This is a genomic window from Thermococcus eurythermalis (assembly GCF_000769655.1).
GTDB classification, from domain to species: Archaea; Methanobacteriota_B; Thermococci; order Thermococcales; family Thermococcaceae; genus Thermococcus; species Thermococcus eurythermalis.
The window spans coordinates 1,148,508-1,162,341 of record NZ_CP008887.1 but is presented as its reverse complement, the minus strand read 5'-3'; the positions used below and the strand labels follow the sequence as shown (position 1 = coordinate 1,162,341).

The 13,834-nt window shown below is 53.7% G+C and carries 20 protein-coding genes and 2 pseudogenes; 5 read left to right on the top strand and 17 right to left on the bottom strand.

Features of this window, described 5'->3' with window-relative positions:
* Positions 1 to 32 precede the first annotated feature (32 nt).
* The 4 genes from TEU_RS06285 to TEU_RS06270 form a co-directional block, all read right to left on the bottom strand.
* Complete coding sequence (locus TEU_RS06285) at positions 33 to 737, bottom strand: ABC transporter permease (protein ID WP_050002960.1); 705 nt, start codon at positions 735 to 737, stop codon at positions 33 to 35.
* Positions 734 to 1,432 carry a fluoroquinolone export ABC transporter permease subunit gene (locus TEU_RS06280; RefSeq protein ID WP_050002959.1) on the bottom strand — a complete coding sequence of 233 codons (699 nt, stop codon included), beginning with the start codon at positions 1,430 to 1,432 and terminating at the stop codon, positions 734 to 736. Before TEU_RS06280 ends, TEU_RS06285 begins: the two co-directional genes overlap by 4 nt.
* Positions 1,429 to 2,280: an ABC transporter ATP-binding protein gene (locus tag TEU_RS06275; RefSeq protein ID WP_050002958.1), complete on the bottom strand. Its 852-nt coding sequence runs from the start codon at positions 2,278 to 2,280 to the stop codon at positions 1,429 to 1,431. Before TEU_RS06275 ends, TEU_RS06280 begins: the two co-directional genes overlap by 4 nt.
* Before the next feature lie 163 nt (positions 2,281 to 2,443).
* A complete protein-coding gene (locus tag TEU_RS06270) occupies positions 2,444 to 2,713 on the bottom strand; it encodes a helix-turn-helix domain-containing protein (protein ID WP_050002957.1) in 270 nt (89 codons plus the stop codon).
* 168 nt (positions 2,714 to 2,881) lie between these two features.
* Here TEU_RS06270 and TEU_RS06265 point away from each other — a divergent pair, with 168 nt between their 5' ends.
* The gene (locus tag TEU_RS06265) at positions 2,882 to 3,295 is read left to right on the top strand and encodes an OsmC family protein (protein ID WP_050002956.1); all 414 of its coding nucleotides are present in this window, start codon (positions 2,882 to 2,884) and stop codon (positions 3,293 to 3,295) included.
* Here TEU_RS06265 and TEU_RS06260 read toward each other — a convergent pair.
* From TEU_RS06260 to TEU_RS06230, 7 genes are all read right to left on the bottom strand, one after another.
* Complete coding sequence (locus TEU_RS06260) at positions 3,288 to 4,028, bottom strand: ABC transporter permease (RefSeq protein WP_050002955.1); 741 nt, start codon at positions 4,026 to 4,028, stop codon at positions 3,288 to 3,290. The genes TEU_RS06265 and TEU_RS06260 overlap by 8 nt on opposite strands.
* Positions 4,021 to 4,947, bottom strand: a complete 927-nt coding sequence (locus TEU_RS06255) for an ATP-binding cassette domain-containing protein (RefSeq protein WP_050002954.1) — start codon at positions 4,945 to 4,947, stop codon at positions 4,021 to 4,023. The genes TEU_RS06260 and TEU_RS06255 overlap by 8 nt, the downstream gene beginning before the upstream one ends.
* 92 nt (positions 4,948 to 5,039) lie before the next feature.
* A complete protein-coding gene (locus TEU_RS06250; protein WP_265100822.1) occupies positions 5,040 to 6,047 on the bottom strand; it encodes an SLC13 family permease in 1,008 nt (335 codons plus the stop codon).
* 61 nt (positions 6,048 to 6,108) lie between these two features.
* Positions 6,109 to 6,579, bottom strand: coding sequence for a hypothetical protein (locus tag TEU_RS06245; RefSeq protein ID WP_050002953.1), 471 nt, complete (start codon positions 6,577 to 6,579; stop codon positions 6,109 to 6,111).
* A gap of 260 nt (positions 6,580 to 6,839) precedes the next feature.
* On the bottom strand, positions 6,840 to 7,874 hold the full coding sequence (locus TEU_RS06240; protein WP_158506637.1) for an arsenic resistance protein: 1,035 nt from the start codon (positions 7,872 to 7,874) through the stop codon (positions 6,840 to 6,842).
* Between the two features lie 145 nt (positions 7,875 to 8,019).
* On the bottom strand, positions 8,020 to 8,334 hold the full coding sequence (locus TEU_RS06235; RefSeq protein ID WP_050002951.1) for a hypothetical protein: 315 nt from the start codon (positions 8,332 to 8,334) through the stop codon (positions 8,020 to 8,022).
* A gap of 39 nt (positions 8,335 to 8,373) precedes the next feature.
* Positions 8,374 to 9,213 carry a sulfite exporter TauE/SafE family protein gene (locus TEU_RS06230; protein ID WP_050002950.1) on the bottom strand — a complete coding sequence of 280 codons (840 nt, stop codon included), beginning with the start codon at positions 9,211 to 9,213 and terminating at the stop codon, positions 8,374 to 8,376.
* Between the two features lie 138 nt (positions 9,214 to 9,351).
* Here TEU_RS06230 and TEU_RS06225 point away from each other — a divergent pair, with 138 nt between their 5' ends.
* A complete protein-coding gene (locus TEU_RS06225) occupies positions 9,352 to 9,690 on the top strand; it encodes a helix-turn-helix domain-containing protein (RefSeq protein WP_227738670.1) in 339 nt (112 codons plus the stop codon).
* On the opposite strand, the gene TEU_RS06220 is transcribed toward TEU_RS06225, so the two are convergent.
* Positions 9,680 to 9,883: a low molecular weight phosphatase family protein gene (locus TEU_RS06220; protein WP_227738669.1), complete on the bottom strand. Its 204-nt coding sequence runs from the start codon at positions 9,881 to 9,883 to the stop codon at positions 9,680 to 9,682. The two genes, TEU_RS06225 and TEU_RS06220, sit on opposite strands and share 11 nt — an antisense overlap.
* A gap of 39 nt (positions 9,884 to 9,922) precedes the next feature.
* Here TEU_RS06220 and TEU_RS06215 point away from each other — a divergent pair, with 39 nt between their 5' ends.
* Positions 9,923 to 10,219: a hypothetical protein gene (locus TEU_RS06215; RefSeq protein WP_320407189.1), complete on the top strand. Its 297-nt coding sequence runs from the start codon at positions 9,923 to 9,925 to the stop codon at positions 10,217 to 10,219.
* Positions 10,220 to 10,292: 73 nt separating this feature from the next.
* Positions 10,293 to 10,883: a SagB/ThcOx family dehydrogenase gene (locus tag TEU_RS06210; protein ID WP_050002947.1), complete on the top strand. Its 591-nt coding sequence runs from the start codon at positions 10,293 to 10,295 to the stop codon at positions 10,881 to 10,883.
* On the opposite strand, the gene TEU_RS06205 is transcribed toward TEU_RS06210, so the two are convergent.
* On the bottom strand, positions 10,880 to 11,233 hold the full coding sequence (locus TEU_RS06205) for a hypothetical protein (protein WP_050002946.1): 354 nt from the start codon (positions 11,231 to 11,233) through the stop codon (positions 10,880 to 10,882). The genes TEU_RS06210 and TEU_RS06205 overlap by 4 nt on opposite strands.
* A 131-nt stretch (positions 11,234 to 11,364) precedes the next feature.
* Positions 11,365 to 11,676: pseudogene (locus TEU_RS06200) on the bottom strand (ferritin); the annotation flags it as partial.
* 57 nt (positions 11,677 to 11,733) lie between these two features.
* Here TEU_RS06200 and TEU_RS06195 point away from each other — a divergent pair.
* Positions 11,734 to 12,274 (top strand): annotated as a pseudogene (locus tag TEU_RS06195) (nitroreductase family protein).
* Here the strand turns inward: TEU_RS06195 and TEU_RS06190 are convergent.
* The 3 genes from TEU_RS06190 to TEU_RS06180 form a co-directional block, all read right to left on the bottom strand.
* Positions 12,264 to 12,731, bottom strand: a complete 468-nt coding sequence (locus tag TEU_RS06190; RefSeq protein WP_050002945.1) for a flavodoxin family protein — start codon at positions 12,729 to 12,731, stop codon at positions 12,264 to 12,266. The pseudogene TEU_RS06195 and the gene TEU_RS06190 sit on opposite strands and share 11 nt — an antisense overlap.
* A gap of 95 nt (positions 12,732 to 12,826) precedes the next feature.
* Positions 12,827 to 13,021 carry a 4-oxalocrotonate tautomerase DmpI gene (dmpI, locus tag TEU_RS06185; RefSeq protein ID WP_050002944.1) on the bottom strand — a complete coding sequence of 65 codons (195 nt, stop codon included), beginning with the start codon at positions 13,019 to 13,021 and terminating at the stop codon, positions 12,827 to 12,829.
* A 179-nt stretch (positions 13,022 to 13,200) separates the two neighbouring features.
* Entirely contained in the window at positions 13,201 to 13,731 is a 531-nt protein-coding gene (locus TEU_RS06180) for a GNAT family N-acetyltransferase (RefSeq protein WP_050002943.1), read from the bottom strand.
* Between the last annotated feature and the right edge of the window lie 103 nt (positions 13,732 to 13,834).

Below are 13,834 nucleotides of genomic sequence, written 5' to 3'. Positions count from 1 at the left end.
AACGAGCGAAGACGAAGAGAATGTTCAATACGTTACAGCACCCTCTTCTTGAAGAGCACCACCAGCGGGACGAGCCAGACCAGGTGGACGGCTATAGCAACAGGAAAGTCGCTGTAGTCGTTGAGCGGAATCTCCTCGAACACCTTGTAGAGCCAGTAGGTCGGGAGGAAAGCTGTGAACTTGCTCCAGTCGGTTGAGAGATCCCTCCACTCCACGACCAGCTTTATCAGCGGCGGTAGCATGAGGAGCCAGCCCAGGACTTTTGATACAGTCAGTGCCTGCATCCTCGACTCCGAGAACACCGTGATGAGCAGTCCGTAAATCCAGACCTCGAGCACGAAGAGCGCCATGAGCGCCAGCAGGCCGTTCCGCGAGATTTCAATGTCGAGGATTGTGGGTGCGAGGCCGGTCATCACCACCGTAACCACAGAGGCCCACGTAAGCCTGTAGGCGAGGAAAGCCTCGCTCGATATTGGAATCACCTGAAGGGCCTGTATGGTCTTGTCCTCCTTCTCGTCCGCCATCATGAAACCGGGCACCATGCCGAATATCATGGGGATGAACAGCATCATCAGCAGGGCGAGCAGCGGGTAGTAAACTCCAATGCGGTCTTTGAAGTACCGGACGATAAGGAGGAGCACAAGGGTCATTGCCACGGAATAGACCAACATGGGGTCCCTGCGGAGGAGCTTGAGGTCGGTCTTGTAGATGGAAAGGAACTTCCTCACAAAGCTCATCTCAATCCCTCCACAGCATACCTGTAAAAGCGGATTTTAGCGAGCTGATAGGCTATTCCAGACCAGGCGAGCAGGGTCGCCGCTGAATAGGCCAGCGTTTTCCTTGCTATCTCCTCGAAGGGCGCCTTGAAGAAGTATATCGCCGGATAGCTCGGGACTGCATAGAGAACCTTCCAGACGTCACCCGTCAGATAGCCATGGTAGTGCGCGAAGGGCAGGAGCGAGACCACCAGAACCCCCAGTATCGGGATGAAGTAGTCGTCGAGGTCGCGGTATTTGGCCGAGACCGCTATTCCAAGGAGCGTGTAAACTATGGAGACGAGAAAGGTCCCAACAACCACATACGGAAGCCCGTTGAGGGAGCGGGTGCCTATTGCCATTATGAGCACCGCGCCGATGACTGAGAGCAGGCTCAGGAGGAGTGTTTTAGTTAAGATGTAGCTCCTCCAGTCTATCGGCGTGACCGCCAGAGCGCCTATCGCGCCGTCCTTCTTTTCGGCGAATATCTCCGTGCCAACGAACATGAAGCCAACGAGCCCCGGCTCGAAAAGGAGGAAGATCGGCACCATCGTCGGAAGGTAGCGCTCCGGGAAGGCAAGGAGCATGAGGCCATAAGCTAAGGCCACGAGCAGGTATATGGGATAAACGTAGCTCCTCATCCCGAGAACAATGTTCGTTCTGACGATATTCCTCATACGAGCCTCCTCCCCGCCACCTTTAGGAATATCTCCTCCAGGGTGGGCTCCTCCGTGTTTATTCTCCTGACTTCGTGCTCCCGGATGATTTTGAGGAACTCCTCGTTCTGGCCGATGTTCTCCAGCGGGAACTCCTTCACGGCAACACTGCCGTTGGCGACGTACTCCACCTTAACGAGCCGCTTGCCCATCTTCACCTTCAGCTCGCCGGGATTGTCCACCAGCCTTATGGAGCCGTCCACGATGAAGGCCACCCTGTCGCAGAGCTCGTCGGCCACGTACATGTTGTGGGTGGTCAGGAAGACCGTCTTTCCGCTTTCACGCATCTCCAGGAGCAGGTCCTTTATCCTCCTCGCGCTCGCCGGGTCGAGGCCTTCGAGCGGCTCGTCGAGGAAGAGGATTTCCGGATCCGGCAGTAAAGCCCTCGCGAGGTCGAGCTTCTTCTTCATGCCCTTCGAAAAGCCACTAACAAGTTCGTCCGCCTTCTCCTCCAGGCCGACCATCTTGAGCACTTCGGTGGGGTCGAGGTGCTTTTTGTAGAAGCTCGCGAAGAACCCGAGGTTTTCCCTGGCGGTGAGCCTTGAATAAACGGCCGGGAACTCGAAGGAAACGCCGATTTTGTTGTAGTACTCCTTCCCCCACTCCCTCAAATCTTTGCCGAGCACCCTGACCTCTCCAGTGTAGTCCCTCAAGATTTTCACGAGGATTTTCACCGTTGTCGTCTTTCCGGCCCCGTTCGGCCCAAGGAAGCCATAGATTTCGCCCTTCTCTACGGAGAAGCTCAGTCCATCAACACCTCTGACTTCGCCGTAGTACTTCTTAACGTTCGCAACCTCAATCACCGGCATGCTTTCACCAATTTAAAATAGGGCCTCAAAGTAGTTATAGTTAGTCCTGCACATGTGCGGGAGTATATGACCCAATAGCAAATTTGTTAGGGAATAGTGAATTTCCCAAAATTCTAGGATAACAGGAGCCAACCCCCGAAGGAATCCTAAGGAAGGTGCTCCTTCACCTTTGAGGGGCTGAGTTCAGCATCTCGGCGAGATCTCTTAGAGTAACCCTCCTCGGACTGTCGAAGTAGCCGCTTTTGTATGCCAGGAGCAGTGTTTCAAGCTGCTTTCTGATGAGCTTTGCGTCCTTGACGTGGTGGATTCCAAGGAGTTTTTCAGCTATTTCCTCGGGATTTACGTCTTCCTTGAACTTGATCTCCACGAGCTTTATCACGTCGCTCCCGAGGAAGAAGTAGGTGTCCCCGTAGCCCCACTCGACCAGCTCCATGAACCATTTGAAGGCGTCAAAAAACTCATAGTTGATTCTGTCTATGAGAATCCGGAAAAGAGGTTGAAGGATAAGGTTATTAGGTTTTGTACGCCCTTTCCACCGTGCAACTTCTGACATAGAAAAGGGTTTTATTTGAAGGGAACTTCATAGCAGGTGGGGATGAATATGGAGCGCCTTGAATACAACGCCGAACTCAAGTGGGACGGGAACGTTGGGAGCGAGGTAAAGGTCAGGGAGTTCTCCTTCAGGATAGACACGAATACTGATGGACACAACACCGGGCCCAACCCGACCGAGTACCTGCTCGCCGCCATAGGCGGTTGTCTAACCGTAAACTGGGGAAGGCTAATCAAGAAGATGCGCCTGAAGGTTGGGGGCATGGAGATAACCGTCTCGGGGTGGAGGGACAGAAAAGAGCCCCAGCTAAGGGAGATTACCTACAGAATCCGAATTGTGACGGACGAGCCCGAGAAGAAGATACTCCGCGTCAAGGAGCTCGCCGAGAAGTACGGAACTGTTTTCAACACGGTAGGGGCGGAGAAGATAAAGGGAGAAGTGGAGATGGTCAGGCCTAAGTGAACCTCCTCTCCAGGACTTTTCTGTGGATTGCAGTGCCCGTGAAGAAGAACGCGAGGCCAAACAGGGCCAGCATCAGAAGGTCGAGCCACACTGGCAAATATCCACTACCGAGGGAGTGCCTCAGGGCGTCAACGTAGTACGTCAGCGGAGAGACGAGGGAAATCCACCTGCCGTAGGCGGGCAGGTTTTCTATGGGGACGAAGATGCCGCTGATGAAGAGGAGCGAGAACTTGACGAGCGACGACAGCATCATGACGTCGGCTGGAACGTCAGTGGGCGGATAGGAGGACATTAACACTGTCATTGCGGAGAAGCACCCAACGGCCAGGAGCGTGGACAGGACAAAGAGCCAAATGGAGGGGTGAACTGAGAGGTAGAGCATTGCGGGAACCGCTATCGCGAACGTTATCGCAAGCCCGAAGTAGAGGGAAGCCTGAAAGTCGCCGAGGAGCACCGTCGTCAGTGAAACTGGAGCGGTTATGAGCCTCTCGAACGTCCTTCCCCTGCACTCCCACGGGATTATCGTGGGGCCGACGGCCGTTGACGTGAAGAAGGCCGTCATAGCTGTTAGAGCAACGAGGAGATGAGCCCCAGAGAGGTTGCGCCCTATCATGAAAGCTAAGAACAGGAAGAAGGGGAAGATGAGACCCATTATCACGACAGGACCCTTGAGGTAGAAGATGCGCATGTCCTTCTTCGCTATGGCGAAGGAGCGTTTGAGCGTTTCAATCATTTCTCTCACCCACCAGCTTGATGAAGACGTCCTCCAGCGAGGGCGACAGCGTTTTGAGGCTCACTATCCGCAGGTTATTTCTCTCGGCGTAGTGGACGAGCTCCCTAACCGTTGCATCTGGGTCGTTCGTGAAAACCCTCGCCTTGTCCCCCATCAGCTCGACCCTCGTTGCAGAGGCTATCTCCGAGGGCTCAAGCCTCATCGGCTCAAAGCTGACCTCGACCGAAACACTTCCTTTGACCAGCTGCTTTAGCTTCTCGGGCGTGTCAATCGCTATTAGCTTTCCCCTCCTTATGATTCCAATCCTCTCGCACAGCTCGTTTGCGTCAACCATGTTGTGGGTCGTCATGAATATCGTCTTTCCCTTCCTCTTCTCCTCGCGGATGACGTCCTTTATCAGGCGTGCGCTCAGGACGTCGAGCCCGCTCGTTGGCTCATCGAGGATTAGAAGCTCCGGGTCGCTTATCATCGCCATCGCGAGGATTAGACGCTGTCTCATGCCCTTGGAAAAAGCTTTTACCTTCACGTTCCTCTTCTCGTAGAGGTCAAATAGCCTGAGAAGCTCAACCGAGCGCCTCTCTATCTCCCTCCTTCCCATCCCGTAGAGCTCGCCCATGAGCCTGAGGTTCTGCATCGCCGTTAAATCCACGTAGGGGTTGGCCATCTCTGGGACTATTCCCGTTCTCTCCCTCGCCCTTATCTTTTCCCTCTCGTCAAGCATGTCGTAGCCGAGAACCCTTATCTCCCCTGAATTCGGCCTCAAAACACCTGTAATCGTCCTGACTGTTGTCGTCTTTCCCGCCCCGTTCGGGCCGAGAAAACCGAAAATCTCTCCCTTCCGTACAGAGAAGCTCAAGTTATCAACGGCGAGGAATGAATCGTAGTACTTGGTGAGCCCGACGACTTCTATGGCCTTCATGTCTTCAGCACCCAGATGAAGTAGGGTTCATGGGTTAAAACCCTTTGGGAGTGGGTGAAGAACCGCCATATGAGGCTTGGGGAAATCACGCGCTATAAGAGAAAGAGCGCGGATACCAAAAGGGCCACGAGGAAGTAGGGAATGGAATAGCGGTGGAAGTCCCTCACGCTGACCCACGCTATCCTGAGGGCTATGAGATTAGCCATAGAACCCACAACTATGCCGCTTCCCCCTACGTTGACCCCCAGAGAGAGTGGAAGCCACTCCGGTTTGCTGGCCAAAAGGAGAACCGTCGCAGGGACGTTACTGAACAGCTGGCTCAAGACAGCGGAGACAAAGAAGAGTCCAACGCCCCCAGTTGGGAATTTTAAATCGGCGTTCCTCAGAAGGAAAGCGAGCTCGTTGAAATCAATGAATATGAAGGCAAAGGTCAAAACCAGCGCCCAGTCAAAACCCTTAAGCACTTCCCTACCCAACAACAGAAAAGCAAAGAGTGTGAAAATGAAAGCAAGCGGAGCCTTCCCGATCTCGGTCAGAAGTATGTCCGCGACCAAAGAGACAAGAGAAACCACGAGGAGAGTCTTTCTAAGGGCAACCGGCGGGATCCATTCAACCGAGAGCTTCCGGTTTTTTATGGTTATGGAGAACGCAAGGAGGATAACGAGCCAGAGGGACACGAAGGGAAACATCGAACGGACGAACTCCATGAACCCGAGGCCGTAGCTGTGCCATATTATGATGTTCTGGGGGTTGCCTATGGGGGTGAGGGCAGAGCCCACGTTGGCCGCGATGGCGGAGAGCGTTACTGCCCTCGCTGTGTCCACCCGAGCAATCTTAGATGTTGCAACGACGAGGGGGATGAAGACCAGCATGGCCGTGTCGTTCATGATAACCGCGGAGGAAAGAGAAATCACCAGGATGAAGAGCACCATGAGGCGTCTTTCCGAGTGGTTGGCGGCCCGTATCAGGTGGGGAGCGAGCCTTGAGAAGATACCGGACAGTTCAAGCCCCTTGGAGGCCATTATAAGTGCTGTTATGACCGAAAGGCTCTCCCAGTCTATAAGTTCGGGGGTTCTGCGTGGAAGGCCCGGGTCAACCACGGCCAGAGCTGGATAGAGTATTAGGAGAGCCGTGAGAAACCATTCGCGCCGGATGAAATTTTTAAAGCGTCCCGTAGCGCCTTACCTCCTCCGTCAGGCCGTAGTCAGGGATGAGCTCCTCCCCTTCGCGGGAGACGCGTACGTGGAGGATTATAAAGCTTTTCCATGCAACAGGAATTATCCAGCAGTCCTCAGGCTCCCTGAACTCGGCGGCATCGAGAACCCTCGCTTCTTTGAGCACTCTTTCAATGACCTCGCGAGCTTCTTTGGGATTTGTGGTCGCCGATCCGTGAGGCGGGGCACCTTTAGGGCGGGGCATCTTGGCCTTCCCGTCGTAGTGAATCCTATCTATGCCAAAATTCATGTAGAGGACGGGAACGTCAATGTGATCGGGGTGAGTTATCGGTTCTCCAGCTCGAAAGAAGGGAAGCGCTTCCCTGACGAGCTCCACCGCTTTTTTGCCGTCTTCAGGTTTCAGGGGCCTGTACTCAGCCCTAGGCCCTCCCCGGATCGGAGGGAATGGAGCAGTCATAGGATCACCCAATTATGTGTTAAGATTCAAAAGTTAAAAATCCTCCCTAGCGCGTTCTCTATCCCCTTCTTCTATCTCTGTAGGTTGGCCATTTCGTGACGATGCCCGTCATCTCTCGTCGAACATGCTGTAGTCGGAACCCTTTATTCCTACTAAATTCAGCCTCAAAACTGGTACATCATTATGTTGTGGAGGTCAAAAGTTAAAACGAGTTCAAAGCTTTCCGTCCTCATGCGTTTTTATTATCAGAACGGACTTCTTTAGCCCACCTCGGGCTCTCCGCTTGTCCCTTTGGAACACATGTTCACCTCAAAGAAACATTTTACCCTCTCCGCGAGCCTCAGGTAGAGGATTAGGAAGATTATCTGGAATATCGGTAGAGTCGCCGCAGGAATCGCTACAAGTGGCTGGAACGCGAGCGTGGCTATAGCTATCGCCGTTCCGTTGTTCTTCCCAACGCTAAGGAAGACTATTCCCATATGCTCCTCATAGCTGAGGCCAAGGGCTCTGTCCAGCCACGTTATTAGAGCGAGCATTAGGAGCATGTAAACCGTGTTCACAACGGCCAGCTCGACGAGAATGAACCACTTGCTCAGTAACAGCTGTGCCTTCATGAAGAATATCAAGCCAACGAGCAGGAGCATTGTTGTCATGGTAATTGAGCCAAAGAGGGGTTTTAGTTTTGAGAACCCTTTCTCGCCAAGTCTCCTTATGAGGAGCCTTCTCGTAAGGTCGCCGAGGAACATCGGCAGTATGAGAACTACAAAGACAGTCTTAAGGAGCAGGGAGAGCGGAACCGGGACGTTATAGGCACTTCCGAGTAGCTTTACCCAGAGTGGAAGCATTAGGGGTATTAACAGGAAGTTAACGCCCAATGCAACTGTGGCAACTTCGAGGTCTCCCCCAGCTAACCCCGTGTAGCCTATGCTCATCGAAGACCCCGGAACCAGCATGACGAGGAGGAAGCCGAGTGCAAGGTTTGGGTCGTGGATGAAGCCCTTAACGAGCAGGAAAGCTATGAGTGGAGTCAGCACGAAGTTGTAGACGAGGCTTAAGAGGACTGGCTTCGGTTCCTTCAGAACCTTTGGTATCCTCTCCAGGTTGAGGTTCACCATCATCGGGTATATCATGAGGAACACAAGAACCGTCGTCAGGTTGCTGAGTAGGGTTTTGTGAACCATTGCAAAGTCATGAAAAGCAAGCCCGAGGGCCCAACCTAAGCCTATGGCAATGAGTGAGTACCAGAGGAGGTTTTTCTTAAGGTTTTTAGCAAGTTTTTCAAACATGGGCATCATTCCTTTCATATTTTGTTTATTTCATATGAACATATTTTCGCATGAAATTTGTCATGACATTTAAAAACATTACTGGACAGGAATGGGTACAGGTATGGTGCGGAGCCAGAGGCAATTCCTTCTGGGATAACAGAAAGACAAAGGTTCAGGCGAGCCATAGAAGGCCCACCACCCTTCCGTCCTTCACGAGCTGGACTTTCGTTCCCCACTTCCCGTGCCAGTAGGCGCCGACTTCGAGTTCTCTCGGCTCGACGTCCTCCCAGAGCTCCCCAACTATCTCTCCGTCAACGAGCAGGGGGACGTGGAAGGTTCCGCAGCGGCAGTGCCACGCGGGCCCCTTCGTGGCCTTCTCGAGCAGTGCCTTCGCCCTTGCCCTAATCTCCTCGTAGCTCGGCTCGTTTCCCATCACGTAGCCAAACCTTCCAACCTTCCATTTCCATCCAGGAACACCGAACGGCATCCCAACCACCTCCTACTTTTTGCTCAAACAACGAAAGGGTCAAGGGGCAGGGGAGGGCCTTCTCGCCATGTGCCTTCCCATTCCGTACAGGAAGGCCAGGAAGCCGCCCACCACGACCCCTACGCTGAGTACGTGGAGCGTCTCGGGCACGTTCGCCTCGAATATCTTCTTCACAATCTCAACGAGGGCCAGCGAGAGTATTGCCAGCATCGTGTAGCGGACGTAGAGTGGCTTTATCCTGTGCATCAGGAGCGAGCCCGTTATCCCGCCGAGGAAGCCAGCAGTCCCCACCGCCACGAGGGTTTCCATCGCTATGGGTATCTTCGGGAGCATGATAGTGTACGTCAGCAGGGTAACGCTCGAAACTCCGAGTGCAGTTGCCGCCGTGTTCGCCGAGACCTTCTTCGGATTTCTGGAGAAGTACGAGAAGGCTATGAGCGCTATTGGCGCCGCGTCCATGCCTATGAGTCCTGCGGTGAAGCCCTCGACTGCCCCGAGCGCGTAGATTTTCCAGCCGTCGCCGCCTTCCACCATTCCGCTGGAGAGCATGCGGTAGAGGGCGAAGAGCAGGAACAGCGCAAAGGCCACCAGCACGAGGACCCTCGGAATGTGGACGTTCACGTACGCCCCCAAAGGCACGAAGAGCGCCGCGGGGACGAAGACCCTCGCAACCTTTCTCCACTCTATGAGGCCCTTCTTCCAGTTCATCGCGGTTGCCACGGTCAGCTCCGCCGTGTTCTGCGTCAGCCCGAGCAGCATGGCCGCGTGAACGCCCAGCCCCATGGCTATGTAGTTGGGTATGAGCACTCCAGCCGCTCCCATTCCAGCTATCGCGAACACGCTCGCGAGGATGTAGGTGAGTATCACCATCCCAAACATCCTCCATCACCTCCATCTTTTATCTCATCTTTCTCATTTTGTAATATCACAAAAGTCTTTATAAAGTTTTCTATAACATTCGAGCTAAACTCGCCCGAAAGCGGTAATTTTATAAAGATAGGGGAGCAATAATCAACGGTGGTGAAGGTGCCGAGGTGGATGATGGGTGACATGGCAGTTTTGAAGAACCTCATGATGACCCTCAAGCCCTTGATGGCCGAACCGAGGCGGAGCATCATAAGAATCCTGAGCGATGGTATAAAAGGGACAAACGAGATATACCAGGCCCTTCAGGAGAGGGGCCTCAACATGCCCCGCTCAACGCTCTACTACCACCTCTCTGCCCTCGAGGACATGGGGATAATCGAGATGGCAGGGTACAGAGAGGTGGGTGGTGGAGCGCCCGAGAAGCTCTGGAAGCTTAAGGTCAGGAAGGTCGGCATAGACCTCGTCACGGGGGAGATATTCAGGGAGTGAAAGTACCCTTTCTCCCAATTATCTCCTCTCTGCCCTTGCCCGCTTTCAAGTCTTCAATGAGCTTGAGGACCCTCCTCTTTATCTCGTCCCTCACCTCGCGGTACTTCTCTATCGGCTTCCTGTAAGGGTCTTCAAGCCCCCAGTCCCATGTCTTCTCAGGGGGAGCGTAGGGGCACCTGTCGCGACAGCCCATCGTTATGAGGACGTAAGCCCTATCACCATCCCGCTCACAATGCAGACATGCTTCATCTTCGCCATCGCCTACGGGTGTGCGTGGCTCTGGAAGCTCCCGCACAAGGTGGCCGCCCCGGCCTCGTCCATAGGAGCGAGCAACTTCTTCGAGCTCGCGGTAGCAGTTGCAATAGCGCTCTTCGGCTTGGAAAGCGGGGCCGCGCTGGCGACGGTTGTCGGTGTCCTCGAAGAGGTTCCTATAATGCTCAACATCGTATGGATTGCAAACAGGAAGAGGTACCTCCTTACGGCGGAGTTTGAAGCCGGAGGAGCCGTGCCGACGCTTTCTGAGGAGTGATGTCTCCCCACTTTTTCTTTTGAGGCAAAAACTTAATCATGAAGACACATTCATTAATTCCTAGGGGTGTGCCATGAGGGTTGAACTGCCTTCTCCGAGGCGTAAGGGCGAGATAAGTGTGGAAGAAGCCATAAACCTTAGGAGGAGCATTAGGAAGTACAAAGACGAGCCTCTAACACTTGAACAGGTCTCCCAGATACTCTGGGCCGCCTACGGGGTAAACGCCCACGGAAAGAGGACTTCTCCGAGTGCCGGCGCGTGCTACCCCTTCGAGGTCTACGTGGCAGTCTCGAACGTTGAAGGTCTTGAGCCCGGCCTCTACCACTACGACGGCGAGAGCCACACCCGTGAACTGGCACGCGAAGGGAACTTAAACGGCCCACTGGCGAAAGCCTGTCTCGACCAAGAGCACGTTGAGAGGGCGCCGATAAATATCATAATCGTCGCCCACTACGAGAGGACGACGAGGAGATACGGTGAAAGGGGCTATCGCTATGTCCACATAGACGCCGGCCACATGGGGCAGAACATCTACCTGCAGGTCACGGCCCTGAGACTGGGGACGGTTGCAGTGGGGGCCTTCAGGGACGAGGAAGTAAAAGAGATACTAGGTGTGCCTGGAGACCCGCTGTACATCTTCCCGGTCGGGGTTCCGGTGGATTAAAGCTCGCTGGCCCCGTAAATTAGCCTGTCTTCCTCTTCTTTTACCAGTTTTGCCTCGTAGCGCCTTATCTCCCCGTTGGTACTTACCTCCATGACGACCTTCTTGGGGGACAGCTTCTCATCAGTGGTAAACTCCTTAACCTCCATCGCCTGGGTGAAGAAGTCGCCATTCCTCTCGAACTTGAAGACGAGCGTGTCCCCTTCGAGCTGGTAGCCCTTATAGACGGCCCCACCCATTCTAAAGGTCGCCCTGAGGGTGATGTACTTGTCGCTCTCCGTGGAGCCGAGGGCATAGATCCCTCCAGCGACCGCCAGCAGGATTAGGGCCAAAACCGCAAACACCCTCTTCATAGCGCCCACCAGTCTGTTATCGCTTTGAAAACATAAAAGGGTTGTGAACGCTTCAAACCCGTTTGAAGCTAACCCCGCGAGCTCTACGTTATAATTCTCTTACTCCCCAAAAAGCGAACAGAAAGCAAAAATCACTCTCCCTGCGGAATGAGAAGCGGCGGAAGCTTTGGAACCCTCTGGCCGAGCTCCTGGTCGAGCATGAAGAGAACCTGCGGGCTGTCCTTGGCGAACTTGAGCTTGTCGAGCACCTTCTTGACGCTGGCCTCCTCCTCGACCTGCTCGTTTATGAACCACTCAAGGAACGCCCTCGTCGCGTAGTCCTTCTCCTCTTCCGCAAGGGCCGCGAGCTCATTTATGGACTTGCTTATGAACTTCTCGTGCTCGTAGGCGGCCTCAAAGGCAGCTAGCGGAGACTCCCACTCCTTCGGGGGCTTCTGAATCTCCATCTTTCCGAAGGAAAGGGGATTAAGAGCCCTTTCCAAAACGCCTTGGGTGATAGCATGGAGTTCTTTGAAGTCCTAAGAAAGAGGAGGAGCATCAGGCGCTTCCAGGACAAGCCCGTGCCGGGGGAGCTCGTTGAAAAGCTCCTTGAGGCGGCGTTCCTCTCACCGAGTTCGTTCAACAAGAGGCCTTGGCACTTCATCGTAGTGGACGAGGGAGAAAAGCTCCTCGCCCTCTCAAAGGCAAAGCTCGGGGCCGCGGGGCTGGCGACGGCGCCCCTCGCGATAGTTGTAACTGCTGACGAGAGCAGGAGCGACGTCTGGGTTGAAGATGCCAGCATAGCGGCAGAGCACATGCAGCTCGCCGCCTTCGACCTCGGCCTCGAAGCCTTCTGGGTGCAGATACGGAACAGGATGCACGATGAGAGCAAGACCGCTGAGGACTACGTGAGAGAGCTCATTAAAATCCCGGAGAACTACCGCGTCCTCTGCATCATCAGGGGTCGGTTATCCGGCAGAGAATAAAGAACCGCACGGGGAAGAGGTCTTCGAGTGGGAGAAGGTCAGCTATAACGAGTTCGGGAGGAAGTTTAAGGAATAGGGCCACTTAAGGCCTTCAGCCTCTCAACTAGTTCCTTCACTCCTTCCTCCAGCCTCTTTCTTACCAAAACCTTGCTGAGAACAGGCTTCTTTCCGAGGATTTCTTCCATCTGCTCAAGACACTTTCCGGGCCTTCCCGCGCACGTGGAGAAAAAGGCGGCGTTCTTAATCTTCTCCCTGTTCTGGAGCAGGTAAGTCCTTATGGCAGGAGTCACGCGGCCGTTCCAGACCGGAGTGCCAATAACCACGAGGTCGTACTCGGAAGGGTCTTTCTGGAACTCTATCTCCGTGGTCTTGCCCTTCGTCGCGTCGTAGCCCGCTATGAGGAAGCCAAGAATCCCATTCCGGGGCTTTTTGTCTACGACTTCATCAACGTCCGCATTGAGGACCTTAGCTACTTCTTGGGCGACCCGTTTTGTCGTCCCGCTCCTTGAGTAAAAGACAACGAGCGTTTTCATGGGCATCACCATTAAACGCTACTAACAGATGTCCTTGGCAATTTCAATATAACTCAAAGCTAAACTCTGGGAGAGTTCGTTATAAACTGCCTGGACTACTTCTTTCTCCTCGCCAGAACATCTGAGAGGAGCTCACCGTCAACGCCGACGTTTTCAGGCTCGTTCTCGTGGATTACCACGCTCACGTGGTGCACCTTGTAGACTTCCCTAACTACCTCGGTTATCCTCCTCACGAGCTCCCTCTTGGTCTCGGTATCTGCCTTTGGCCCCTCAATTATCACCGTCGGCATGGGAACCACCAATATGGTGTTTGCTTCATACGTTAAAATCCTTGTGAACAAGCCTAGGCTTGGGTAGGAACAATATGTTATCCCAAACATATACAAGGAGGGGCTCTACGACCAGCTCATGAAGGACATAAACTTCAACTTCTGAGCTCTTTTGAGCTCTAATTTTTCTAAAACACACCTTAACCATTTTTCTTCAGCACCACGAACTCTTTGTAGTCCATAATCTTCTCAAAGCCTCTCCTGAGGTAGTAGGAGTACGCCTCAAGCTGGGGGAAGGTTATAACGTAAGGCTCTTTTCCAAGCTCCTTAAGGCGGTTGGCCGCAAACTCTAGGAGCCTTGAGCCGTAGCCTTTGCCCCTCTGGGCAGGATCAACCATGAAGAACTCGATGAGGCCTGTCTTTTCGTTTGTAATCTCCTCTGGAACCCACCACACGTTCTTGCCTTCAAGGTTGTAGACCAGCGCCACTGTGCCGATTATTCTCCCGTTTTCGTCCCTGAGGACGTAGAGTTCATCGAACTCGTCTTTCAGCCTGAACTCAAGGAAGGGCTCGTAAACCCTCGTGAAGCCCTCAAAATCGTCCGGCGATGGCTTATTTTCTACCCACTCAAGTGCAGGGTAAGCGCCCCCAGTACCCCGATAGACCTTGAAGACAAATGCAAGTAGCTCTTCCTTAAGCGAGAGGGGATTTTTGACCTTTACAGTCTCCATATCAAACCCCAAGTTGTTTAGACACCTCTGTCTAAAAAGAGTTGCTGAGTGTCACTCGTATCTTCCAGAGAAGCAGCCTGAATCCTTTTGTGCTTATGCACAA